At 57.1% G+C, this 23,913-nt stretch carries 19 protein-coding genes; 16 read left to right on the forward strand and 3 right to left on the reverse strand.

All coding sequences use genetic code 11. The features are described from left to right. Positions 1-50 precede the first annotated feature (50 nt). Positions 51-374 (reverse strand): hypothetical protein, encoded by a 324-nt coding sequence (locus HW452_RS14270; RefSeq protein ID WP_224106768.1) that lies wholly within the window; start codon positions 372-374, stop codon positions 51-53. Positions 375-791: 417 nt separating this feature from the next. Between HW452_RS14270 and HW452_RS14275 the strand changes: the two genes are divergently transcribed. The 5 genes from HW452_RS14275 to HW452_RS14300 all read left to right on the forward strand — a co-directional run bounded on the left by HW452_RS14275 (position 792) and on the right by HW452_RS14300 (position 5,797). Next, a complete protein-coding gene (locus HW452_RS14275; RefSeq protein ID WP_224106769.1) occupies positions 792-1,127 on the forward strand; it encodes a hypothetical protein in 336 nt (111 codons plus the stop codon). Positions 1,128-1,260: 133 nt separating this feature from the next. Beyond that, positions 1,261-2,658 carry a flagellar filament capping protein FliD gene (fliD, locus tag HW452_RS14280; protein ID WP_224106770.1) on the forward strand — a complete coding sequence of 466 codons (1,398 nt, stop codon included), beginning with the start codon at positions 1,261-1,263 and terminating at the stop codon, positions 2,656-2,658. 409 nt (positions 2,659-3,067) lie between these two features. Beyond that, the gene (locus HW452_RS17670; RefSeq protein ID WP_317986359.1) at positions 3,068-4,729 is read left to right on the forward strand and encodes a flagellin; all 1,662 of its coding nucleotides are present in this window, start codon (positions 3,068-3,070) and stop codon (positions 4,727-4,729) included. A gap of 93 nt (positions 4,730-4,822) precedes the next feature. Next, on the forward strand, positions 4,823-5,032 hold the full coding sequence (locus HW452_RS14295; RefSeq protein WP_224106771.1) for a hypothetical protein: 210 nt from the start codon (positions 4,823-4,825) through the stop codon (positions 5,030-5,032). Positions 5,033-5,116: 84 nt separating this feature from the next. Beyond that, positions 5,117-5,797, forward strand: a complete 681-nt coding sequence (locus HW452_RS14300) for a hypothetical protein (RefSeq protein WP_224106772.1) — start codon at positions 5,117-5,119, stop codon at positions 5,795-5,797. A gap of 582 nt (positions 5,798-6,379) precedes the next feature. On the opposite strand, the gene HW452_RS14305 is transcribed toward HW452_RS14300, so the two are convergent. After that, positions 6,380-8,329 (reverse strand): methyl-accepting chemotaxis protein, encoded by a 1,950-nt coding sequence (locus HW452_RS14305; RefSeq protein ID WP_224106773.1) that lies wholly within the window; start codon positions 8,327-8,329, stop codon positions 6,380-6,382. A 210-nt stretch (positions 8,330-8,539) separates the two neighbouring features. Between HW452_RS14305 and HW452_RS14310 the strand changes: the two genes are divergently transcribed. From HW452_RS14310 to HW452_RS14325, 4 genes are all read left to right on the forward strand, one after another. Next, positions 8,540-8,791 (forward strand): hypothetical protein, encoded by a 252-nt coding sequence (locus HW452_RS14310; RefSeq protein WP_224106774.1) that lies wholly within the window; start codon positions 8,540-8,542, stop codon positions 8,789-8,791. A gap of 294 nt (positions 8,792-9,085) precedes the next feature. Then, positions 9,086-9,718, forward strand: coding sequence for a hypothetical protein (locus HW452_RS14315; protein WP_224106775.1), 633 nt, complete (start codon positions 9,086-9,088; stop codon positions 9,716-9,718). A 24-nt stretch (positions 9,719-9,742) separates the two neighbouring features. Continuing rightward, positions 9,743-11,674, forward strand: coding sequence for a flotillin family protein (locus tag HW452_RS14320; protein WP_224106776.1), 1,932 nt, complete (start codon positions 9,743-9,745; stop codon positions 11,672-11,674). A 132-nt stretch (positions 11,675-11,806) separates the two neighbouring features. After that, positions 11,807-16,741 (forward strand): DNA repair ATPase, encoded by a 4,935-nt coding sequence (locus tag HW452_RS14325; RefSeq protein WP_224106777.1) that lies wholly within the window; start codon positions 11,807-11,809, stop codon positions 16,739-16,741. 265 nt (positions 16,742-17,006) lie between these two features. On the opposite strand, the gene HW452_RS14330 is transcribed toward HW452_RS14325, so the two are convergent. Beyond that, on the reverse strand, positions 17,007-17,612 hold the full coding sequence (locus tag HW452_RS14330; protein WP_224106778.1) for a zf-TFIIB domain-containing protein: 606 nt from the start codon (positions 17,610-17,612) through the stop codon (positions 17,007-17,009). Positions 17,613-17,677: 65 nt separating this feature from the next. On the opposite strand from HW452_RS14330, the gene HW452_RS14335 reads away from it, so the two are divergent. The 7 genes from HW452_RS14335 to ribF all read left to right on the forward strand — a co-directional run bounded on the left by HW452_RS14335 (position 17,678) and on the right by ribF (position 23,907). Continuing rightward, positions 17,678-17,950 carry a hypothetical protein gene (locus HW452_RS14335; RefSeq protein WP_224106779.1) on the forward strand — a complete coding sequence of 91 codons (273 nt, stop codon included), beginning with the start codon at positions 17,678-17,680 and terminating at the stop codon, positions 17,948-17,950. Positions 17,951-18,218: 268 nt separating this feature from the next. Further along, positions 18,219-19,010, forward strand: a complete 792-nt coding sequence (locus HW452_RS14340; protein ID WP_224106780.1) for an amino acid ABC transporter substrate-binding protein — start codon at positions 18,219-18,221, stop codon at positions 19,008-19,010. Positions 19,011-19,090: 80 nt separating this feature from the next. Beyond that, entirely contained in the window at positions 19,091-19,759 is a 669-nt protein-coding gene (locus tag HW452_RS14345; RefSeq protein ID WP_224106781.1) for an amino acid ABC transporter permease, read from the forward strand. After that, positions 19,756-20,511: an amino acid ABC transporter ATP-binding protein gene (locus HW452_RS14350; RefSeq protein ID WP_224106782.1), complete on the forward strand. Its 756-nt coding sequence runs from the start codon at positions 19,756-19,758 to the stop codon at positions 20,509-20,511. Before HW452_RS14345 ends, HW452_RS14350 begins: the two co-directional genes overlap by 4 nt. Before the next feature lie 240 nt (positions 20,512-20,751). Continuing rightward, entirely contained in the window at positions 20,752-21,018 is a 267-nt protein-coding gene (gene rpsT / locus HW452_RS14355) for a 30S ribosomal protein S20 (protein ID WP_106375229.1), read from the forward strand. Between the two features lie 106 nt (positions 21,019-21,124). Further along, positions 21,125-22,714: a murein biosynthesis integral membrane protein MurJ gene (gene murJ, locus HW452_RS14360; RefSeq protein WP_224106783.1), complete on the forward strand. Its 1,590-nt coding sequence runs from the start codon at positions 21,125-21,127 to the stop codon at positions 22,712-22,714. 125 nt (positions 22,715-22,839) lie between these two features. Beyond that, positions 22,840-23,907: a bifunctional riboflavin kinase/FAD synthetase gene (ribF, locus tag HW452_RS14365; protein ID WP_224106784.1), complete on the forward strand. Its 1,068-nt coding sequence runs from the start codon at positions 22,840-22,842 to the stop codon at positions 23,905-23,907. Positions 23,908-23,913 lie beyond the last annotated feature (6 nt).

The following is a 23,913-nucleotide window of genomic DNA, read 5'->3' on the forward strand; positions in this document are numbered from 1 at the left end:
CATAGGCAACGCCTGTGGGCTTTTTTGTGCGCGCCGTTCGGCGCCAAGCCTCAAGCGCAGTCGGCTGCCCCTTGGCCGAACATGTCGAACATCATCTCACGGCCCAGGGCGGTCAGCACGAAGCGCCCGTAGCCATTGAAGGTAACCGCGCCACTCTCTTCCAGAACCTGCTGACAAGCTGCCCATTCAGGTGCGTTCGCGTGCAGGATATTCAACTCATGCTGGTTCAAGCCGCGCTGCTCCAAGGTGATGCTTTCCAGCACATGACCGTTCTCATAGAGCGCTTGCGCTACCCAGGAGAGGCAATGACGAAGGCGGCGTTGCGCATTCCTCGAGGGCGTTTGACTGGCATCGTGAGCGTACTGAGCAAGCATCGTGCGTATCCTGCAGGCGTTGCGGAAAGTGGACTGCAGATAGTGTAGAGTAGTGTGCGTATTAGACCAAGGTATGATTCACGATTCCTGTGAGTAATCGGCCTATATTTCACGCAAATGCAAGAATTTTGTTTCAGCCTATATTGATAATAGATGCCACCCTTGAATTGAAAAATTAACAATTATCATCTAGGAGGTTGATGGCGCCTCTTTGTCAGACTCATGTGTCTTTTTCATAATTAAACATAAGCTTTACGATAGGTGAGTTAATATATTATAAAATTAACTTAAACAAGGCGGTCAGGTAATTGAATCAGCAGAAAATTTAGTTTGTTAACTATATCAAGAAGCCAGCATACGTCGCATGTGTACAGTCATTATGCGTACAGCTATGTAGCTATCAAGGGAGCGGACGACATGCCAGCATGCAACAAGGTACCAGTCGACACAGGCAAGTCGCCCACTGATGCGTCGAGCCAATCAGCAGATAACCCAGCATTTTTCTCTAGAAAAGATGCCTGCTCAAGGGGTTGGAGCAAAGAAACGGCTAAGGCCAATAAAGAGCTTCTGGCAAGAACGCCAACGCAGAGTTTCGAGTTGGCGCTAGCTGCTAATCAAGACATCGACCCGCTTCTTCAGCAGCAATGGGCGCAGCTAGGCATGTTGGAAAAGCAGATGCTGGCGGCTAGCCGCTATTTTCATCAGCAACGGCTGATTTTCCGCAGCGATATGATCGGCACCTCAATTGGGTGATAAGGCGGCTAACTGATTACCGCAAAGGCACATGTAGCCAAGCGGATACGAATCGAATAGGCATTAAAGTTATCTTTAATTCAGCCGATATGATTCATAGAATTCATGTTTTGTGTCTGCGAGGACTGTACGGATGGCATCGATTACCTCCCTTGGTGTTGGCTCGGGTTTAGATCTCACCGGCCTGCTGGAAGAGCTTCAGAAAGCCGAGCGCGGTAAACTGGAGCCAATTACACAGCAGAAAGCCGATCAAAAAGCCAAGATTTCTGCTTATGGGCAGTTGCAAACGTCACTCAATGCTTTTCAGGATGCGATTGCCAAGGTCAATGATCCGAAGCTTTATCAAAGCCTTTCCGCCAATGTACGTGGCGATGGTATCAAGGCTACTACCTCGGCAAGTGCATTGCCAGGGAGTTATCGGGTAGAAGTCAGTCAACTGGCCACCTCCGGCTCGCTGGCTGGCAGCCGTGTTGCCGAAAAGGACCAGCCCCTTGATTTGCAGGGTGCCACCGCACTCAAGCTGAATTTCGGAGGCCGCGAATCAGTCGATATCGAGCTTGGCGCCGACAGCTCGCTCAACGTTATTCGCGATGCCATCAACGCCAATAAAGAGGCAGGCGTCAATGCCACAATCATCAATGATGGTGAAGGCTACCGCCTGGCACTCAGTTCCAAGGCCACTGGCAAAGATGCCTCCATCGATAGCTTCAGCTTTGTAGATGCAGAAGGTGCAAACGTTACAGGCCCGTTCGGCGAAGCGACAGAAGTTGGCGCCAAGCAACAAGGGAAAGACGCCTCGTTGACGGTTAACGGCATCGCCATCACCAGCGCGAAAAACCAGGTGGAAGGCGCTATTCAGGGCGTCACACTCAACCTGGGCGAGCTAAGCATTGCCGAAGACGAAAAAGCAACCAGTACGGTCAATATCGAGCGTGATACCCTGAAGCAGCGAGAAGCCATCAACGGATTCGTCAAGGCGTTTAACGAATTGAAAGGCACGATGGGCAAGCTTGCAAGCTTCGATGCCGAAAGCGGAGCGGCAGGCGAATTACTGGGTGATAGGGTAATTCGCACTATCGAGTCTCGTCTACGTAGTGTGCTCACCGGAGGTGTTGAAGGCGGAGAGTTTTCTACGTTGAGTCAACTGGGTATTACGCTGCAGCCTGATGGCAAACTGAAGGTCGAAGATGGCAAGCTTGATAAGCTGATTGCCGACAACCCGCAAGCGCTCAGCGCGTTTTTTGCTGGCGATAAAAAAGAGAACGGTTTAGCAGGCAAGTTAAACAGCTCCATTGATCGAATGAGCAGTAGCAACGGCGTATTGAAAGGAGCAATTGCAGGCGCTGAAAGCAACGTAAAAAGCCTGGATACCCGCTTTGCACGCATGGAAAAAAGCATCGACGCAACGATTGCGCGCTATCGCACCCAGTTCAGCCAGCTGGATGCCATGGTATCGCAAATGAACAGCATGAGTTCATACCTGACCCAGCAGTTCGATGCCATGGATGCTCAGCTAGGTCGTAAGCGATAATTCCTTCTAGAGCCTGGAGTCCAGGCTATCTACCTTCGCCACCTTACTGTAGGAGCCCACTTCCAGTGGGCGAAGCAGCGCACAGCGCTGCCAGGGAAAGGGTGGCTCGCGCCGCCATCGCCGAGTAGTGCGGCGTAACGAGCACCGCGAGGCACCCGCAAAGCAGCACACCGTGCTGCCGGGGTAAGGCCGCTGAATGGCATAACCACTTGATCAACCTATTAATTCAAACAGCTACGCCAGCACCTCCCAGCCTCCATTATTCTACTCCTGCCGTTACCAAGCGTTACATCTTTTTTTACTAACTCCCCTAAAGGTTTTCCTGGCGGTGCCGTTAATAAGTATAACGGCGCACAACACGCCGAACAGCGGGCCACATGGCCAGTCTTAAAGAAAGGGGAATACCACCATGTCAGTGATCAATACCAACATCACCTCCATGATTGGCCAGTCCAACCTGGCCAAGTCACAGTCTGCACTGCAGACTTCCATGGAGCGTCTGTCTTCTGGCCTGCGTATCAACAGCGCGAAAGACGACGCTGCCGGTCAGGCCATCGCCAACCGCATGAGCGCCCAGATCACTGGTCTGGCCCAGGCTCAGCGTAACGCCAACGACGGTATTTCTCTGGCGCAAACCGCTGAAGGCTCGCTGAACCAGATCAACGACAACCTGCAGCGTATTCGTGAGCTGACCACTCAGGCACAAAACGGCACCAACTCTGCCGACGACCTGACCTCCATCCAGAACGAAATCGGCCAGCGTCTGATTGAGATCAACCGTATCTCCGATGAAACCCAATTCAACGGCGTTAAAGTTCTGGCTTCCGACCAGGGTGTGAAAATTCAGGTAGGCGCTAACGATGGTCAAGCCATCACCGTGAATCTCGAAGAAATCAATGCTGAAACGCTTGGTCTCAAAGGCTTCAACGTCGATGGTAAAGGCGAAGTCGCTAACAAAGCGGCCACGGCTGATGATTTGACTCTTGCAGGCTTCACTGCAGGCACTCCTGTCGATGGTACAACCCAATACGACAAGACCACTACGGTCGCTAACACAGCAGCTACTTCCGCAAATCTTTTTGCTAAAGCGGAAGATGGCGATACTGTGACCTTTGCTGGCGCTAACAACGGGCTCAATACCGCAGCTACAGGCGATTACACCTATGATGCAGCTAGCGATTCATTCAGCTTCAATGCTAATGGCGTAGCTACTGCTGATGCCAAATCGGCCCTCACACCAGCAACAGGTGAAACGAAAACGGCTTCTGTCACCATTGGTGGTAGCAAGCAAGACGTTATTATCAGCAGCGATGGCTCAATGCGGGCCGCTGATGATAACGCTGCGCTCTACTTGGATGGTGACGGCAACCTTACCAAAAACCAGGGTGGTACTACTGCTGCAGCTACAGTCGATAACGTAGTCGATGCATTAGAAAACGTGGCTGGCGATAGCATTTCTGTCGGTGGTACCACCTTTACAAGTGATGGTGCGGACTTCGATGTAACGGGTGCTACGATTAGCGCTAGCAAACTTGCAACTGAAACTGCAGGTAGCGCACATACTGTCACTTTAGATGGTACTGCTTATGCTGTTGACGCTGCCGGTGAAGTTACGGCAGGTGGTGCTGAACAATATGTGAACGCTGATGGCGACTTCACCGCAGACGATGAAACAACCACCACTGTTACCTACTTTGCGCATGAAAATGGCAACGTAACTGATAATACTGGTAAGCAGGTTTACAAGACTGAAAGTAATGAGCTAACTTTTGATGCGACTACTGTTAGTGAAGCCACTTCAGACCCTCTGAAAGCACTGGATGCTGCTCTGAACCAGGTTGACTCTCTGCGCTCAGATCTCGGTGCGATTCAAAACCGCTTCGAGTCTGCCATCACCAACCTGAACACCAACGAGACCAATCTCTCCGCTGCCCGTTCGCGCATCGAAGATGCCGACTACGCCGTAGAAGTTGCCAACATGACCCGCGCGCAGATCCTGCAGCAGGCCGGCACTTCCGTACTGGCTCAGGCGAACCAGATTCCGCAGTCTGTTCTTTCTCTGCTGGGTTAATCGGTTAGTTACATCGCTGATTGAGACGTACCTAACGGGGCCGAAAGGCCCCGTTTTTTTATTAGCTGTCTTCGTACTGGGAAATAACCGCTTATGAATAGTCAACAGCAACAACAGGTTATCGATAAGCTGGAAGCACTTATCCGCGAAACCCAGGCAACCATTGATCGCGTCGAAGTGCACGGTTTGGATAAAACCATGCCGGATGATTACGAAAAGCTTCTGGATATTCTCGATAGCGCCATCAAACAGCAGCGAGAACATACATGGACGATGCTGCAAGAAAAAGTGCCTGAGGGATAAAGGTATGGCTTATATGTAATGTATACTTAATTTCCTGTGCGCTCTAAATAGAGGGCAGTTCTCAATATCAGGAAAGCGATCAGTGTGATGGTTTTAAATATTTTGCGTGAATCTTTTTCTTCTCTGTTTTGTTATATGCGCTCTCTTAATAAAGCATTGATCGGGCCTTTGATCCTGGCGCTCGCTGCTGAGCTTTTAACGCTGACGCTAAGTATGAACGAGCCATTCTCGTTATTTTTTTATTATTCAGCCCATTGGTTCGCCGAGTTTATCAGCCTGGTTTCATACACCCTGCTAGCTATTATCGTTATTCAGACGGTTTTACAAGATAACGTAAACGGCTTTGGTTTTGGGCTGTTTTGGAGAAAAAGAGAAACACGGTTTTTGCTTCATCAACTGGGGCTTATAGCCTTACTCATACCGGTATCCTTTCTGGGGTTTATTCCAGGCATTGGGTCCTGGTTGGTCATGTTGATGGCAGGGTATCTGTTTAGCCGCTTCGCGTTGGTGTTTCCGGGGATCGCTCTGAACCAAGGTATAACGTTTCGAGTAGCCTGGAAGCTTTCTCAGCGCTATCAACTAAGTGTTTTTACCCTTGCCGCGCTGCTGCCAGGCATCGGTATGGTCATCACGGATTTATTGTTAATCGACCTTTACAGTCTCCCCCTGAAATTTATTCTGGATTTTGTGCTTTCAGTGTTCTTTATTATCGCCATGGCGCTTTTATATCGGAACATCGTGTTGAGGGCGGCCTCTCAGAACTAGCCATAGGCCGTTTACTCTGCGCCACTCAGTAGCCTGCTGATGGATAGGAACCCACTTTTAATGGTGGTCTGACACATCGTCGAAGCAGCGCACGGCGCTGCCGGGAGTAAGGGCGGCTAGCGCCGCCATCGCCGAGTGAACTCAGCTCCTACAAAACCGGCTGTGTCGGGGAGTGGTACGCCTGGGCAGGCTGCTTGCTTTTGTGGGAGCCCACTTCGGTGGGCGAAGCAGTGCGCAGCGCTGCCGGGAGTGAGGCAGGTGACACGGCCATCGCCGAGTGAACTCAGCTCCCACAAAACCGGCTGTGTCGATGTGTCGGGGAGTGGTACGCCTGTGTAGGCTGCTTGCTCACCCGGGCTGGTTTTGTGGGAGCCCACTTCAGTGGGCGAAGCAGTGCGCAGCGCTGCCGGGAGTGAGGCAGGTGGCACGGCCTTCACCGAGTGAACTCAGTTTTGCAGGCGGCGGGGCGAAATAAATTCAGCGCCGCTCTCATGTCCCGCCGCCTGCACGTTCTCCATCTCATGGCACTAGCGTATTAATGCGATCTTACATGCTGGAACGCACTGTTAGACGCTTCGCTGACTAATACCCTTGATACGCCAGTGCCAGCGAACCATTGCCTTCTGTCACCTTGAAACGCCCCACCATATCCGCCATATCCCCCGCCTGGTCATCCAGCGAGCGGCTCGCCGTGGCCACCTGTTCCACCAGCGCGGCGTTTTGCTGGGTGACTTCGTCGAGTTGCGTCAGGGCCTGGTTGATCTGTTCGATGCCGGACGACTGCTCGCTAGTCGCGGCGGATATTTCCGATACCAGCGCGGCGGTATGCTGGGCGCGCTCGGCGATGGTTTTCAGTGTTTCGCCGGTGGAAGCCACCAGATTTTCGCCTTCCTGGATACTTTCGACGTTGTGGTGAATCAGCTTGCGAATCTGCTTGGCTTCCTCGGCACTTCGGCTGGCCAGGTTACGCACCTCAGAGGCGACCACCGCGAATCCCCGGCCCTGCTCGCCTGCGCGGGCCGCTTCTACGGAAGCGTTCAAGGCCAGGATATTGGTCTGAAACGCGATACCGTCGATGGCTTCCACGATGGCGGTAACCTTCTGGTTGGCCTGAGAAATCTTATCCATCGCCACCCGTGCCCGCTCGGCGATATCGTTGGCTTCTTTTGCCTGGCTGGCCATCTCCTGTGTAGAGTGGCGTGCTTGCTGTGCGGTATCGGCACTCTGCCTGACCGTTGCGGTAATCTGCTCCATGCTGGACGCCGTTTCCACCAGCGAGGCGGACTGCTCTTCGGTGCGCTGCGCCAGGTCGGCATTGCCTTTCGCTATCTCCTTGCTGGCGACCTCGACGGACTCTGCCCCTTGCTTGATGCTGGCCACCAGCGCTTCTGTTTCAATGGTCGATTGATTGAAGGCCTGGTACAGCTGCGAAAGTTCATCGCTGCCCGGAACGGCCAGGCGCTGGGTCAGGTCGCCGCCACGTGTCTGGATATTCGTCAGCGCGGCCTGCAAGGGGCGCACGATGCTGCGCACGATCAGGATGGAAAGCAGAATCGCGATCCCCGCGGCGGCTACCGAAAGCGCCAGATAGTACACCAGGCCGCTGACCGCTCGATCACGCAAGCCCTGGGCGGTTTCGATCAAGTCACTTGATGCCTTTCGCCCAATCTCGCCTAGCTGATCTATCAGGCGGGTCTGCTGTTCGAACCATTGCTGATGATCAGCCCCGAAGTTGCCGGCGATGCCTCGCTCCACTGCAATACCACGCATGGCCGCCAGGTTCCTTGCAAGGTCACTGGACAAGACGTCTGCCAGCTCGCCCTGGATCTCCTGGTTGGCGAGATTGTTGAAACTGCTGGTATAGGCATCGGCGCGGCCTGTAAGCGAAAGAAGATTGGTGTACATGGTGGCGGAGAGGGCGTCTGTGCTAAAGGCGGTAGTCAACAAGGCGCGCTCTATACCAGCAAGTTCTTTTATATTCTGCAGGTTGTAATAGGCGTTCAACTGCCTGACGATCTCTCCGTTTTCCACGCTGAAGGTCAACCTGCTGACGATATTGATCAGGAGGTTATTGATGCTGGTGTAGTAGGTGCTGGACTGCTCGCCCACTATTTCCTGGTGATCAGCGCGCTGGCGAAGGCGGCTCACATCGTTCAGAAGCTGCTTGGCCTGTTCTACCTGCGCCTGTACGCCAGCATCCTGTGCAGCAAAGCTCAGGCTGTGGGTATAGGTGTTGAAGGCATTGATCCGCTCATCCGTCTGCCTGCGCTGTTCGGGCAGTTCGGTACGAAAATTCTGGCCATTGCTGCCCAGAAAGGCGGCGGTCATGCCGCGCTCGCGCTGAAGCTCGTGGACCAGAGCGCCGGCATATTGGCTCAGCACGGTCATCTCCTGAAGGTGGCCCATCTCCGAGACAAGCGACTTGCGCTCCAAGATACCCGATACCGCTAACCATGCCATGGCAATCAATGGCAAGGCGAGAACCAGAACGAATTTACGTCCTATGGAAATACGGTGTAGTGCCTGCAGCATTCTATTTTCTCACTTGGAAGGAACGTTCGGGGTATTTACGGCAAAGAAATCGTAAACAGCGTTATATTAAGTAAAAGTGCTCTGTTTTTATCGGCAAGAGCTATTGATACTAAAGTCGTAATATTACATATCTATTGAAGAATTGATTCCGGTCAAGTTTTAGCTACAGAACTAAGCAAGGGTGGTTTTTACGACAAGGAGAGGCTTAGAGTGATTGAAGGAATTCTCGAAGGCTTTGCCAGAAGTGTGGGGTGGTTCCTGGGCCACGTAGTCAGTTTCGTTATTTTTCGCGTGGGCTATTTTATCGGCTGGCCGTTGGTTAAGTGTCTGACACTCGGCGCCTATCCTGGCAAACGCCGATACCAATACGGGGAGCGGCAATATACACAAGAAGAGCTATGGACGAGCTGCCTGGGGGTGTTGATTGCCATAACGTTAGCCGTATATATCTATACGCGCTGAAAGCCGCTAACCAAGCCAGCGCGAAGGCGCGAGAACGTAAACAAGCACGTGTTCGTTGTAAGACATTCGCTATATGTCATGTAAGCAATATCTCAAAATAGGGCACTTGCTTGATTTTGATTATCGATTCTGTAAGTTTGGCCCATTGGCTGAGAATGCAGTGCCCTGGCCCTGAAGGGCTGTATGACGTGATTCGTCATGGCCTGATGAATTGGCTATCGCGTTGATATTTAAAGCGCCTCTGCAGCAATGCGCGAGGCCGAGACTCCCCCTGTCTTCATGGATGCAAGACGCATGCCTCTATTTTTTTCGATCACCACCACGTTTCCGACCGTTATCTTCAGCGTGCTGCTCGTGATGGCCGTTATCTATTGGCTTATCTCGCTTTCAGGCATGGGCGATGGTGACCTGGCTGATGGAGATGTGGGCGGCGAAGGCGTGACCGGCCTCGGTGGCCTCTTGGCAACACTCGGGCTCCAAGGCGTGCCGCTACCCTTGGCCGTGACGCTGGTGGCTCTGTTTGGCTGGGTCTTCAGCTATTTCAGCGAGCTGCTGCTGGGCGAGTGGGTGGCCGCAGGGCTTTTATACGGGCTGTTCGGCACGCTGGTGGTGGTGCTGAGCTTCGCTTTTGGCGTGTTCGTCACCTCTTATCTGATTCGTCCTTTGCGGCCGCTGTTCAAGCCCGCCCGCCACCTGCCTGCCGAACAGCGGCTGACCGGCACGTCGTGCACGGTACGTTCGGGCAGTGTAGATAGAACCCGGGGCCGGGCTGATGCCTACATGGATGGTGACCATTTCATACTGCAGGTACGCAGCGACAAGCCGCTGGTGCGCGGCGACCGCGCCGTGCTCATTCAGTATCTGGCTGACGAAGACGCTTACTGGGTAATGCCCGAAGACGATTTTACAACCGGCTTAGCCGACTGATTACTCTGCTGGAGGAGAAAAAGAATGGATTTATCGTGGGTCATGCCTGGTTTGATTATCATTGGCGGTCTTGTATTTCTCGGCATAGCGATTCTATCGCTGATCAAGGCGTTCTACCGCAAGATCGACCAGGGCGAGACTCTGATCGTCAACGACCTTTCGACGACGCCCAAGGTGTACTTCACCGGCGCGATGGTGCTGCCGGTCATTCACCGCGCGGAAACCATGAAAATTTCCGTGATCACCCTCGAGCTGAACCGTACGGGCAAGGAAGGCTTGATCTGCCGCGATAACCTGCGTGCCGATATCAGCGTGGCCTTTTACCTGCGCGTCAACGCCACCGCCGAGGACGTGCTGCGGGTGGCCAAGTCGGTGGGCGTGAATCGAGCGTCTGATCGCAATGCGGTCAATGAGCTGTTCAATGCCAAGTTCAGCGAAGCGCTGAAGACCGTCGGCAAGAAGATGGACTTCATGCAGCTCTTTGATGAGCGCCAGCAGTTCCGCGATGCCATCGTCGAGACCATCGGTCAGGATCTGAACGGCTATGTGCTGGAAGACGTCGCAATCGACTATCTGGAGCAGACGCCCAAGAGTTCGCTCGACCCGCACAACATTCTGGATTCCGAAGGTATCAAGTGCATCACCGAGATCACGGCGAAGCACAATGTGGAAACCAACCGCCTGGAGCGTGATCAGGAACTCGAGATCCAGCGCAAGAACGTCTCGGCCCGTGAGGCCGCCCTCGAGCTCGAGCGCACCCAGGCCGATGCAGAAGCGCGCCAGCGCCGTGAAATCGAGAGCCTGCGCTCGCGGGAAGAGTCCGAGGCCGAGCAGGTTCTGCATCAGGAGCGCTCCAAGAGTGAAGCGGCACGCATCAAGACCGATGAAGAGCTGGCGATTGCCGAAGAGAACAAGCAGCGTCAGATCGAGATGGCTGCCAAGGCGCGTGAGCGTGCGGTGCAGATCGAAGACGTGCGTATCCGTCAGGCCCGGGAGCTCGAGGACGTCAACCGTGAGCGCGCGGTAGAGATCGAGCGCATCGGCATGGAGAAGGCGCTGGAAGAGGAACGCAAGGAAATTGCCGATATCACCAGCCAGCGTATCGCCGTCGAGCGCAGCGTGGCCGAGGAAGAAGAGAACATCAACGATGTACGCAACCGTGCCGAAGCCGAGCGGAAGAAGGTCACCCGCTTGACCGCGGCTCAGGCCGAGGCCGAAGAGAGCAAGACCAAGGAAGTTCGCGCAGCCGAAGCGGCCTACGAACGCTCCAAGCTCGAGGCTGAAGAGACGATCATCCGTGCTCAGGCGGAGCTGGACTCTGCTGAAAAACGCGCTGCTGCTGATGAAAAACAGGCGCGTGGTCATCAAGCTCTGACCGCAGCAGACGGCCTGGCCGAGGCGCAGGTGCTTGAAGCGCGTGCCCACGCTCAGCGTAGCGAAGGCCTCGCCCAGGCGGAAGTCAAGACCGCCACGGCCAAGGCCGACGAGGAAGCCGGCATGGCCGAAGTGCGCGTGCTCGAGCAGCGCCTGGAAGCCGAAGCCATGGGCGAAGAGAAGCTGGGTGCCGCCAAGGCACAGGCTCGCGAAGCGATGGCCAAGGCCGAAGCGAATGGACTGGTCGAGAAGCTGCGCGCCTACGACAACATGTCCGAGGAAGCGCGTCACTTCGAGGAATTCCGCATGAACCTGGAAGTCCACGAGAAGGAAGTGATGGCCCAGATCGAAGCGCAGCGCATCGGCATGCTGGAAAACGGCAAGGTCATGGCCGCGGCGCTGCAGAACGCCAAGTTCGAGCTGATAGGCGGCGACGGCGGTATCTTCGAGAAGTTCGCCACCGGCCTTGGCTATGGCAAGACCGTTCAGGGCGTACTCGACAAATCGCCGGCGCTGCAGGCCACCTTGGCAGGGCTTGCCAATCGTGCCATGAGCCCCGGTAAGTCCTCAGAATCGGCCTGATAAAAGCGGCCATTCATCCAATGCCAGGACGGGCATGATGCCGTCACATGGTTCCTGGCCTTTACAAGACCGCATGTGTTATCGCTGCGGTCTTTGCTGTTTCGCTTGAGCACTCTTTTCAGGATGAGCACTATGTCTAAGGACGCGGTATCGCAGGAGCACGCTTCGGTCGAGAATATCGTCAGAGAAAGCACGGCATTCGAAACCATTCAACGCCGTCTGAGCACCCAGGGCAATGAGCTGGACGTCTCCGTTGCACGCTTGAACGAAGCGCGCGCGGACGTTTTCGGAAGCAGCAGCATGGCGCTTCTAGGCCGGGCGCGTGTGCGAACTGAAAATAACGCGATCGCGCGTGACATGGTGCGCATCGGCGACCAGATCCTGTTCGGGTTCAACGTGCAGCTTGGCTTGCGCAAGACGCTGGATGCCAGCGATATCTTCGCTCTCTACCATCTCAAGGACGATGACGATGGGCTCGAGCTTGCAGAAGCCTCCTTTACCGACAGTTTCTTGACCGACGAGCAGTTTGCAAGGGATTTCAAGGAGCTGCAGCAGTATTACAGTCACGCCACCCTCGTGCAGTTGGTGACGCTCAACAACAAGCTGCTGATTGCCTTTCAGATTGGCGAGAAGCTAAGCGATGTACGCGTCTTCCGCTGGGAGTTGACAGGCCAAGGTGAGGTCAGCCGCTACATTGATAACCGGGGCGAGCGTGACCTGGTATTTCCTGACCGCTTTGCCTTCCCCTGGAAGCCGGCAGGGCGTGACCTGCAGGAACAGGGACGCGCGCCCCACCTGAATATTCTCGATACTGTCTTCGTCGATAACCTGCGTGGCCATATCACCTTCAAGATCGAAAACAATACCAGCAGTGGCGAGGGAATTTTCACCGACCCGGTGGAGTCCGACTCGCAGTCGCTGGACGATGCGACGTTCGAGTATGCAGACCTGGGGCCGGTGCTGCTTGTGCGTATACTGCCGTTCAATGAAAAGCAGTGGCGTTACTATCTTTTCAACCGTGCCGAGCAGCACGTCAAGCGAATCGATGCCATGGCCGGCTCGGTGATCGAGCTTCCGGAAAACCATGGTCTGATATTTCCCTCGGGGTTCTACCTGAACACGGGGGAACTCACCACCTACGAAGTGCCGGAAGAGGATCTACGCTTCAAGCGGATGGTGCGCTCACCGAATGGCGAAGATGTCCTGTACGTCTTTTATGCCCCGCGTACCGGGCACGTGGTGCTCTACCGTTACAACCTGATTCGCAAGCAGGTGGATACCCCCATGGTGGGCCATGGCGCGGCGCTGCTGGAGAACGGGCATCTGGCAATCTTTTATGCCGAAGATGAGCCGACGCTGGTGCATCCTATCCAGGTATGGGACACGCCATTCATGTCCGAGCGCTTCCACGCCCAGGACGCGGTGCGCAACGACACCCCTCTTGGCCGAATCGGGAACCCTGAGCTGGTGCGCGGCATTGCCGAGCTGAACAGTATCGTGCAGCTCTCCGGCGAACAGCAGGCGAACGAGCGGCATTTCAACGCCATTATCCGCCGTGTCGATCGCACCTTGAACCAGTTCTACTGGATTGGCGAGCCGGATTTCAGCGCCATTCACGAAGCGCTGGAGCAGCTCAAGCATACCGCTGAGCTGATGCTCGACGAGTACGAAAAGGTGCAGGCCATTCGCGCTCAGACAGCCAAGGCGCTGGATGAGGTAGAAAAGCAGCAAACCGAGCTGTTGCGTGAGCTCAAGCCCAGCAGCTGGAAAACCCCCGATGTGTTCGTGACCTATCTCAAGCGCCTGCGCGACCACCGAGGCCGGCTGATGGCGCTTCGCGAGCGCCGCTATCTCGACGAGAAGCGGCTTGAAACCCTGGTCGAGGCGCTGGACAAGGCGGAAACATCGCTCACTCGGCAGACCTTCACCTTTCTGGCTCAGCCTGAAGCGTTGGAGGGTTATCGTGAAACGCTGGCGGAGCTCAAGGCCCAGGTGGGCGAGTCACACACCCGCCAGGCGCTTGCCGAGTGTGTGGCGCAGTACCGTGAGCTGACCTCGGGCCTGGATATGATTCAGGGGCTGCTTTCCTCGATGTCGGGTGGCGATGCCGTCGAGCAGACGCGTATTACCGAAAACATTTCCAGCATTTATGCTGCCATCAACCAGCAGCGCTCCGAAGCGGAAATCCGCCTGCGCGAGCAGGGCAGCGCTGAAGCCCAGGCCCAGTTTGCCGCCCAGATTCGCCTGTTTGAGCAAAGCCTTGCCAACGGGGTAGGGGCGCTGCGAGAACCCGATGACTGTGATCAGTTGATGACGCGCATGCTGGATCAGCTCCAGGAGCTGGAAAGCCAGTTTGGTGAATTCGACGAGTTCTTGACCACCATTCTCGAGCAGCGTGAAAGCGCCCATGAAAGTATCGAAGGCCGGCGTCAGCAGCTTCAGGACGAGCGCCAGCGCCGGGTTGCCACCTTGACCGAGGCCAGCCAGCGAATTCTGGCCAACGTGGCGCGCCGCACCGAACGTTTTGAAACGCTGGAAGAGCTGCATAGCTTTTTCGCCGCAGACGCCATGGTGGCCAAGGTGCGCAGCATGGTGGACGAACTGCGCAGCGCCGGCGCCAACCTGGAGGCGGACGATATCGCCGGGCGCCTGCGCGCCTCCCAGGATGCGGCACTGCGCAGCGTACGCGACCGTGCCGATATCTACGAGTCCGGTGGCAATGTGATTCGCCTGGGGCCGCGCCACCGTTTCAGTGTCAACCAGCAAAACCTCGATCTGACGCTGGTACCGCGTAACGATCACATCATGCTCCATCTGACGGGAACTCAGTACTATGAGCCGCTGGAGGACTCGCGCCTGACCGAGCTGCAGGATTACTGGAGCATGTCGCTGCCTTCGGAAAGCCGCACCGTCTACCGTGCCGAATACCTTGCCTACCTGTTCATGCAGGAGCTGGCGGCGCCGGGGGCCCCGCAGGTCAATGTCGAAGACGTCGAGGAGTTGCAGCGTCACATCGCCAGCTTTGCTTCGCCGCGCTATCGCGAAGGATACGAGAAGGGCATTCATGACCATGATGCAGCGCTGATCGTGAAAACCCTCTGGCCCGCCCGCCAAAGCGCAGGGCAGCTTGGTTTCGGCCCCTTGCCCCGGGCGTTCGGCATGCTGTTCTGGGCCGACCGCTCGAGCGACGAGAAGGCTACGCGCAACCTGCGCGCCCGCTGCCTGTCGGCGGGTATTCTGTGTCGAATCATGGACAACGACGACTTGATTCACGCCTTGATACAGGAAGTGAAGCCACAGCTCGAGGCCTTCCTCAAGACGCACCAGCTTGGCGGCTCGCAAAGCCAGCTTGCCAGCGCCACCGAGTTTCTGGTGCGCCAGCTGGCCGAAGAGGGCGATAGCTTCCCGGTGACCCAGTACGCGGCCAACCTGGTGGAGAGCTTTTCCACTACCATGCAGCGCCAGGGGCATTACGGGCACTTTCAGGAGGCGCTGGCCGTGGTCATGGGCCAGCCCGGCGCGCGGTGGACCATCACCTCACACTGGCTTCAGGCGCATGCCAGGCAGGCAGGGCAGGAGGCGCTGCTGCACTACCTGCCGGAGGCCATCGCCATGCTCAACACCGCCGAGCGGCTCAAGACCACGGCGCATAGCGTCGAGCTTGCCTTTACCGTCGAGGGGCTCCTGGGCCAGCACGAGCGCCTTGACAAGCAGCAGCTCGCTTTACAGCTGGACGACTTCCAGGAGCGGCTACGCCATCATCAGCAAATTGCCGTGCGCGACTGGTCCGCGCTTCAGGAGCGGCGTCAGCGTATTCTCCAGGAGCAGCGCCAGCGTCTGAGACTCGAAGAGTACGCGCCCAGGCCGCTGAACTCCTTTGTGCGCAACAAGCTCATTACCCAGAGCTACCTGCCGATCATCGGCGACAACCTGGCCAAGCAGATGGGCACCGTGGGTGATACCCGGCGTACCGACAACAGCGGCCTTCTGATGATGATTTCGCCACCAGGCTACGGCAAGACCACCCTGATGGAGTATGTGGCCAACCGTCTCGGGCTGATCTTCATGAAGATCAACTGCCCAAGCCTTGGCCACGATGTGACATCGCTGGACCCGGACTCAGCCACGCACTCCACCGCCAGAGCGGAGCTGGTCAAGCTGAACCTGGCGTTTGAGATGGGCAACAACGTCATGCTCTATCTCGATGACATTCAGCATACGCATCCGGAGTTCCTGCAGAAATTCATTTCGCTGTGTGACGGCAGCCGGCGTATCGACGGCATCTGGAACGGCCGTACCAAGACTTATGATATGCGTGGCAAACGGTTCTGCATTGCCATGGCGGGTAACCCGTATACCGAAAGCGGCGATGTCTTCAAGGTGCCGGACATGCTCGCCAACCGGGCGGATGTGTATAACCTGGGAGACGTGCTGAGCGGGATGGAGGATGTGTTCGCGCTCTCCTATATCGAGAACTCGATGAGCGCCAATACGGTGCTGGCGCCGTTGGCGACACGCGGACTGGACGACTTCTACCGTTTTGCCGACATGGCCGCCGGACGGGACGTGCCGAGCACCGATTTCGAGCACGACTACAGCGCCGCAGAGCGCGAAGAGATCGTTGCCGTGCTGAAGAACATGTTCAAGGTGCGCGAGGTGGTGCTGCGCGTCAACCAGCAGTACATCGCCTCCAGCGCCCAGGCCGATGAGTACCGCACCGAACCGCCTTTCCGCCTGCAGGGCAGTTACCGGAACATGAACCGCCTGGCGGAAAAGATTTCGCCTATCCTCAGTGAAGAAGAGCTTGAGGACATCATCGACGACCACTATGTCGGCGAGGCGCAGCTGCTCACCCACGGAGCGGAAGAGAATCTGCTCAAGCTCAAGGAGCTGCGCGGTACGTTAAGCGATGAGGAAAAAGCGCGCTGGGAAGCGATCAAGCGCGAATTCAAGCGCCGTCAGCTCACGGGGGGCGATGAAGAAACCGGCGCCCTGGTGGTACGCCAGCTCAGTCTGATCGCCGAAGGGGTTGGTCAGTGGGGCCGTGTAAGGCAGGATGAAACCTGACCTGATCTCGCCGACCCCAGGCGGGAGATAGCAACCGAAAAACGCTGTTTCAAGGAGTTCGATCATGAGATTCGGGCTTGCCGTGCCTAACTGCTGAAACAGGAACCGCGCCTGGATAATACCAATAGCCTGCCCGAACGGTTATAGCGCCTGGCCCCGTGTTAATGCACCCATCTTGGCGGCATAACGAGCGCCAGCGAAGCATCCGCAGTGGCGGCCCGGTGTGACGTGGCGACAGCCGCCCGGGCCGCGGCGCTGAGTCATGCTACTCGATGGCAGAAAACGGGTTCTCGGCCATCAAAAACGCCCGCAGGTCGGGTTTTTGTGGGTGATCGTTCAGCCACTGGCGGATTTCCAGGGCTTTCTCGTAATCGCTGTCGCCAAACTTCTGGCGATAGAGGTGGGCGAAGGTATCGCTGGTTCGCTCTTCGCGAATGCGCTGCTGCCAGTGATCGGTGAGAATGGCATTCAGGTTGCCTGCCAGGCCCTCCGCCACCAGCATTTCCCACTCGCCTTTATTGAGCCAGACACCGCCGACTCTGGCGCTATAGTCGATGCGATGGGCGTGGTCCTTGGTAATTCGGAACTTGCTCATGATACTGCCCGTCATGGGGCAGATCATCGCGCCTATCGTATCTTCAGCATCGATGTTTTCGATATGGCCATCGTCAAATACATGTTCAGGGTGGCGCTCTTTCCAACTGATGTAATCTTCGATCAATATCCAGTTACCACCGCAGTGATCACATGTATGGCTGCGAAAAAGTGCGTCGATAAAACTGGGTGTCAAATGGCCTTCTTGGCACGCCGTACATTTCAATGAACTGCTCCTTATAACTTTAACGCTTCTAAAGATACTGAAAGCTGCCATGAAAGTTCATTAGGGGCAAGTTATCCTGAGAGGCAGATTACGACTCTTCCCTGCAGGTATACCTGGTGTCGGGCGCTACTCCCCAAAACCCGGTGCGGGTCGCAAATGCCTATCCGCCGGGTGTGATGCCCTCTGCCGACGCGTTTTTGGAAGAAGCGAACGTGTTGAGCGGAGTAAGCCTGATCGTCGAGAAGCCCAAGCGTAAGCGCGGCTTTGACAAGCTGCAGTTAGGCAAGCTGGTCGCGCTAGGTCAGGAGTTTGCCGCACTCGGTGGCGCCATACTTGACGCCGACCGACAACCTGCCTCGCCCAAGACGTTCAAGAACATTACGGGGTAGTCCGTCAGCGCCGTGAGGCACTCGTTGACCGCCTTGGCTAACGCCAGTGCTATTTAACGTCTACACTTTTTTAGAAAGTAGATGTATACGGCGTCCCGCCTCCGCGCTGACCTGATGTCGTTATTAATAGCTATAATGAATAAAAACTATTTTTAATATTCTTTTTTGTATTTATGATGCGTTCATAGCTGCTACACCGCTAAACAAGAGTGGCAGAAGCTAACCGTCGAACCCGGCAGGCAGTGCTTGCCCATGAGGATACCTGCAGATGACACGTACACGCCGAATCACATCTCGTCGATTGGCCCAGCTGGCCGCGGCCCTCACCCTGAGCGTGGCAAGTGGTCTTGCCACCGTTCAGGCGCAGGCGGATACGCTGCGAGTGGGCATGTCCGGCGGTTATTTCCCCTTTACCTTCGTCGAGCGCAACGAGCTTAAAGGGTTCGAAGTGGACGTTCTCAACGCGGTAGGCGAGATAACCGGCGATGACGTCGAGTTCGTGACCGCGAGCTTCTCGGGCCTTGCCGGCATGCTGGATTCCGGGCGCATCGATACCATTGCCAACCAGATCACCATCACCCCAGAGCGCCAGGCCAAGTATGTATTTACCGCGCCCTACGTATATGACGGAGCACAGGTCGTGGTCCGCGCCGGTAATGACACCATCAATGGCGTGGAAGATCTTTCCGGCAAGACCGTGGCGGTAAACCTGGGCTCCAACTACGAGCAGCTGCTGCGTGAGTTGCCCAATGCCGATGGGATCGATATTCGCACCTACGAATCCAACGTGGAGCAGGATGTGGCGCTCGGGCGTATCAATGCCTTTGTCATGGACCGGGTAAGCGCGACCCAGGTCATCAAGGAGCGCGGCCTGCCGCTGGCGCTTGCCGGCCAGCCGTTTACGGTCATCGAAAACGCTCTGCCGTTTCGGGATGACGAGGCGGGCAATGCTCATCGCGACCGGGTGGATGAAGCGCTAGCCGAGCTTCGCGAGAACGGCAAGCTGCGCGAAATTTCCGAAAAATGGTTTGATACGGATATCACGCAACAGCCGGAATAACCGCTACGCTGTCATCTGAAGCTATGTATTGAACACGGCCGTGGGTAGCCCACGGCCGTTTGCTTATAAGCGATGCCGACATGCTAAACCTGGAATACATGTGGGGGCTGTTACCGGTCCTGCTGAGCTATCTACCGCTGACGCTACAGATGGCGACTATTGCCATGCTGTTTGCACTGGTGTTTGCCTGCCTGCTGGCGGTGGTCCGTGTGACCCGCGTGCCGCTTTTGAACGGTTTGGCGCTACTGTTTATCTCGTTTTTTCGCGGCACGCCGCTGCTCGTCCAGCTGTTCCTGTTCTATTACGGCCTGCCGCAGCTGGTCGAAGCGTTGGTGTCGATCAACGGTGTCACGGCGGCGGTGCTTGGCCTGACGCTGCATTTCTCGGCATACATGGCCGAATCCATTCGCGCAGCCATCGTGGGGATCGACCGCAGCCAGACCGAGGCGGCGCTCTCCATCGGCATGACCCAGCCGCAGCTGATGCGGCGCATCATTCTGCCCCAGGCGACGCGTGTGGCTACTCCCACGCTGATGAACTACTTCATCGACATGATCAAGGCGACGTCGCTGGCCTTTACGCTGGGCGTCACCGAGCTGATGGGGGCGACGCAAAAAGAGGCTTCCAGCAGCTTTCTGTATCTGGAAGCCTTCCTGCTGGTCGCAATCATCTACTGGGTCGTGGTGGAGTTGCTCTCCTGGGGGCAGCGGCGCCTGGAAACCTATCTCAACAGGGCGTACCAGCGATGATTACTCTTGAGGCAGTGACCAAGCGCTTTGGCAAGCAGAACGTATTTGCCGACATCGACCTGACGCTTGCGCGGGGCGAGATCATCGTCATCATCGGCCCCTCGGGCACGGGAAAATCCACCCTGCTGCGCTGTATCAATTTTCTGGAGCGGCCGGATTCAGGGCGCATTACCGTAGGGGGCGTGCAGGTGGACGCCCAGCGCGCCAGCCGGGCGGATATCCTGAAGCTGCGCCGGCGTACGGCGTTCGTGTTTCAGAACTACGGCCTGTTTGCCAACAAGACGGCCCTTGAGAATATCAGCGAAGGCATGATCGTGGTCGACAAGATACCCCGGCAGCAGGCCCATGCCCGCGCCCGGGAGATTCTCGAGCGTATCGGCCTGGCCGATAAACACGATGCCTATCCGGCCGCGCTTTCCGGCGGTCAGCAGCAGCGTATCGGCATCGGGCGCGCCATGGCGGCCAACGCCGATGTAATTTTGTTTGACGAGCCGACGTCATCACTGGACCCGCAGTGGGTAGGGGAGGTGCTGAGCCTGATGAAACAGCTCGCCTCCGAGCAGCAGACCATGATCATCGTCACCCACGAAATGCAGTTTGCCCGCGACGTGGCAGACCGGGTGGTATTCATGGACGAAGGGCAGATCATCGAGCAGGCCCCGCCACAGGAGTTGTTCACCGCGCCCAAGGACCCGCGCACGCAGCGCTTTCTGCGCAAGATACTCGCGCCCACCGGCCAGCCGCTGCCCTGAACGGCGTGATACCCGCTAGCCTGGCGGCTTTACGCGTGATAGACTACGCCATCCTCTCAGACAAGACCCGTGGGCGGGCAGTCACATCAACTGCCGGTCACACACTTTGAATGAGCTTGAAAGCTCTTCAAATCAATTGGTTGTTACGGAAATGTCGTGATTGGGCGAGCGCCCTCCGACAAACACAAAGTTAATCCGTTGCCGAATCAGCGGCAACCTTTATTCTCCAAGGAGATACCAGTGGCGAACAGCAAGCAAGCTCGCAAGCGCGCCCGCCAGGCCGAGAACCGTCGCGTCCTGAAAGCCAGCCAGCGCAGCATGGTCCGCACCTACATCAAGCGTGTGATCAAGGCCATCAACACCGGCGACCATGGCAAGGCAATGGAAGAGTTCAAGGTGATGCAGCCGGTCGTTGACCGTATTGCTGACAAGGACGTGCTTTCCAAGAAGAAAGCGGCGCGCCTGAAAAGCCGTTTGAACAAGCGTATCAAGGCACTGGCGGCGTAAGCCGGCAGGCGCCATAAAAAACCGGCTGCGGCCGGTTTTTTTGTGTCTGATGGTTTTTCCTGGCGATGGTAAGCGGGCAACCTGCCCGCGTGAACGGATAAAAGCGATGACCCAAAGCACGCCTGCAGGCGACCCCTCATCTGCCGCCAACGTGGCGCCGGCGCACGGGCTCATGCGCTCGGGGCTGGTGGTCAGTGTCATGACCATGCTGTCGCGGGTAATGGGGCTGGTGCGTGACGTGGTGGTGGCGACGCTGCTGGGCGCCAGCGACGGGGCGGATGCCTTTTTCGTGGCGTTCAAGATCCCCAATTTCCTGCGTCGCCTGTTTGCCGAAGGGGCGTTCAATCAGGCCTTCGTGCCGGTACTTTCCGAGTACTCGACCCAGCGCACCAAGCAGGAGATTCGCGAGCTGTTGAACGCGGTGGCGGGAAGTCTGACAGCACTGCTTGCGCTGATCACGGCGCTGGCGATGCTGTGCGCGCCGTGGCTTATCTGGGTGTTTGCGCCGGGGTTTGGCAGTGACCCGGGCAAGCTCGCCATGACCGCCGATATGCTGCGCCTGACGTTTCCATATCTGCTGTTGATTTCGCTCACGGCGTTTTCCGGCAGCGTGCTGAACACCTGGAACCGCTTTGCCGTGCCCGCCTTCACGCCGGTACTGCTGAATCTTTCGCTGATCGGCGCGGCGCTGTTTCTGACGCCACTGATGGACGAGCCTGCCATGGCGCTCGCCTGGGGGGTGCTGATCGCCGGCGCCGCCCAGTTGATCTTCCAGGTGCCGTTTCTGGTGCGCCTGGGGCTCTTGCCCACGCCCTGGCCCAATTTTGCCCATGAAGGCGTCAAGCGTATCCTGAAGCTGATGGCGCCGGCGCTGTTTGGCGTATCGGTATCCCAGATCAACCTGCTGCTGGATACCGTGCTGGCATCCTTGCTCGCCGCCGGCAGTGTCTCCTGGCTCTACTATTCCGATCGCCTGGTGGAGCTTCCGCTGGGCGTATTTGGCGTGGCGATCGCCACGGTGATTCTGCCAGCACTTTCCAAGCGTCATGCCGCGCAGTCCAGGACGCATTTTGCCGCCATGCTCGACTGGGCGCTGCGCGTGGTACTGCTGCTGGGCTTGCCCGCCGCCCTGGCGCTGGCGGTACTGGCCGAACCGTTACTGATTACCCTGTTCCACTATGGGGCAATGACCGACACCGATATCCAGATGGCCGCCATGAGCCTGCGCGCCTATGCGTTTGGCCTGGTGGCGTTCATGCTGATCAAGGTGCTGGCGCCGGGCTTCTTCGCTCGTCAGGACACCAAGACACCGGTCAAGGTAGGGATTGTCGCCATGGTCGCCAACATGGTGTTCAATCTTGTCCTGATCTGGCCGCTGGCTCACGCGGGGCTTGCGCTGGCAACGGCGCTGTCGGCATTTCTTAACGCCGGGCTTCTAGGCTATCTGCTGCACAAGCAGGGCGTGCTGGTCTTTCAACCCGGCTGGGGGCGCTATGCAGTGCAGCTTGGCGGAGGCAGCATCCTGATGACCGTGGCGCTCTATGTCGTCTCGCCGCCATGGCAGGTGTGGCTGGACTTCAGTCTGTGGCAGCGCGTGGGCTGGGTGGCCATGCTGGTCGGCCTGGGGGGCTCGCTCTACTTTATCTGGCTGGCAGCGCTTGGCTTGCGGCTGCGCCATTTCAAGATGCAGAGTTGAATCTTGCGGTTGATGCAGAGAGAGTTGGACATTTAGTGCGGCGGGTTCGCTATAATCAGGGGTTTTTACGCTTCGCCAACGCCTGAAGAGGCGGGAAAGGGGCAAACTACAACGGCTGAGGTGCCATGCGCGTCATTCGAGGTCTGCACAATCTGGCAGCGGTCAACCAGGGCTGCGTGGCCACCATCGGTAATTTCGATGGTGTGCACCGCGGTCATCAGGCGATCCTGCAGCAGTGCCGTGAGCACGCTGCCCGCCTGGGCGTGCCGTTAACGGTGGTAGTGTTCGAGCCCCAGCCGCGTGAATATTTTGCCGGTGATCAGGCGCCCCCCCGACTGACGCGCCTGCGCGAAAAGGTGCGCCTGCTGGGTGAGCATGGTGCCGAGCAGGTGGTGTGCCTGCCCTTCAACAACGCGCTGCGTAGCCTGACCGGACGAGAGTTCATCGATCAGGTATTGATCGAGGGGCTGAACGTCAAACATCTGGTGGTCGGCGATGACTTTCGCTTTGGCTGTGATCGCCAGGGTGATTTCGCGCTGCTGGCAGCGGTGGGGCGTGAGCGCGGCTTCGGGGTGGAGCATACCCGAACCTTTACGGTCGAAGGCGAGCGCGTGTCGAGTTCACGGGTGCGCACGCTGCTTGCCTGCGGAAACTTTGCCGCGGCGGCAACCCTGCTGGGCCGCGCCTATTCGGTAGGTGGGCGCGTAGTGCGCGACCAGCAGCTGGGGCGCACCATCGGCGTGCCCACCGCGAACCTGCCGCTGCTCCCCAAGCCCCTGACCCTGCGCGGCGTCTACGCGGTAGCAGTCTCGCTTGAAGACGGCAGGCAGTACCAGGGCGTCGGCAATGTCGGTTTTCGGCCTACCGTCGGTTCCAGGCGGCCGACCCTCGAGGTTCATCTGTTCGATTTTCAAGGCGACCTCTATGGTCAGCGCATGACGGTATATCCCTGTGCGCGCCTGCGCGGGGAGGTGAAATTTGACGACTTCGACGCGCTGAAAGCACAAATCGAGCGCGATCAGTGCCAGGCGCATCGCTACTTTGCGACGGCAGTGACTGACCGTAATCACGCGCTACCGCTGGCCTCGGCCCCCCTTGGGCGTGAGGCGGTGGTTGCCGAGAAAGTGGCTTTCAAGACAACTTCTTCTGATTCTTCTTCGGCGGATGACGCTGCCGATGCTAACAACGGCTGACCGAAC

This window comes from Vreelandella aquamarina (genome assembly GCF_020075495.1).
In the GTDB taxonomy this organism is placed as follows: domain Bacteria; phylum Pseudomonadota; class Gammaproteobacteria; order Pseudomonadales; family Halomonadaceae; genus Vreelandella; species Vreelandella aquamarina_A.

Coding starts and splice junctions, on each gene's coding strand:
- ribF (WP_224106784.1), top strand. CDS start 22,840: ATGCGCGTCATTCGAGGTCTGCACAATCTGGCAGCGGTCAACCAGGGC.
- HW452_RS14325 (WP_224106777.1), top strand. CDS start 11,807: ATGTCTAAGGACGCGGTATCGCAGGAGCACGCTTCGGTCGAGAATATC.
- HW452_RS14305 (WP_224106773.1), bottom strand. CDS start 8,329: ATGCTGCAGGCACTACACCGTATTTCCATAGGACGTAAATTCGTTCTG.
- HW452_RS17670 (WP_317986359.1), top strand. CDS start 3,068: ATGTCAGTGATCAATACCAACATCACCTCCATGATTGGCCAGTCCAAC.
- HW452_RS14330 (WP_224106778.1), bottom strand. CDS start 17,612: ATGGCAGCTTTCAGTATCTTTAGAAGCGTTAAAGTTATAAGGAGCAGT.
- HW452_RS14270 (WP_224106768.1), bottom strand. CDS start 374: ATGCTTGCTCAGTACGCTCACGATGCCAGTCAAACGCCCTCGAGGAAT.
- HW452_RS14320 (WP_224106776.1), top strand. CDS start 9,743: ATGGATTTATCGTGGGTCATGCCTGGTTTGATTATCATTGGCGGTCTT.
- HW452_RS14295 (WP_224106771.1), top strand. CDS start 4,823: ATGAATAGTCAACAGCAACAACAGGTTATCGATAAGCTGGAAGCACTT.
- HW452_RS14315 (WP_224106775.1), top strand. CDS start 9,086: ATGCCTCTATTTTTTTCGATCACCACCACGTTTCCGACCGTTATCTTC.
- murJ (WP_224106783.1), top strand. CDS start 21,125: ATGACCCAAAGCACGCCTGCAGGCGACCCCTCATCTGCCGCCAACGTG.
- HW452_RS14340 (WP_224106780.1), top strand. CDS start 18,219: ATGACACGTACACGCCGAATCACATCTCGTCGATTGGCCCAGCTGGCC.
- fliD (WP_224106770.1), top strand. CDS start 1,261: ATGGCATCGATTACCTCCCTTGGTGTTGGCTCGGGTTTAGATCTCACC.
- HW452_RS14275 (WP_224106769.1), top strand. CDS start 792: ATGCCAGCATGCAACAAGGTACCAGTCGACACAGGCAAGTCGCCCACT.
- HW452_RS14345 (WP_224106781.1), top strand. CDS start 19,091: ATGCTAAACCTGGAATACATGTGGGGGCTGTTACCGGTCCTGCTGAGC.
- HW452_RS14350 (WP_224106782.1), top strand. CDS start 19,756: ATGATTACTCTTGAGGCAGTGACCAAGCGCTTTGGCAAGCAGAACGTA.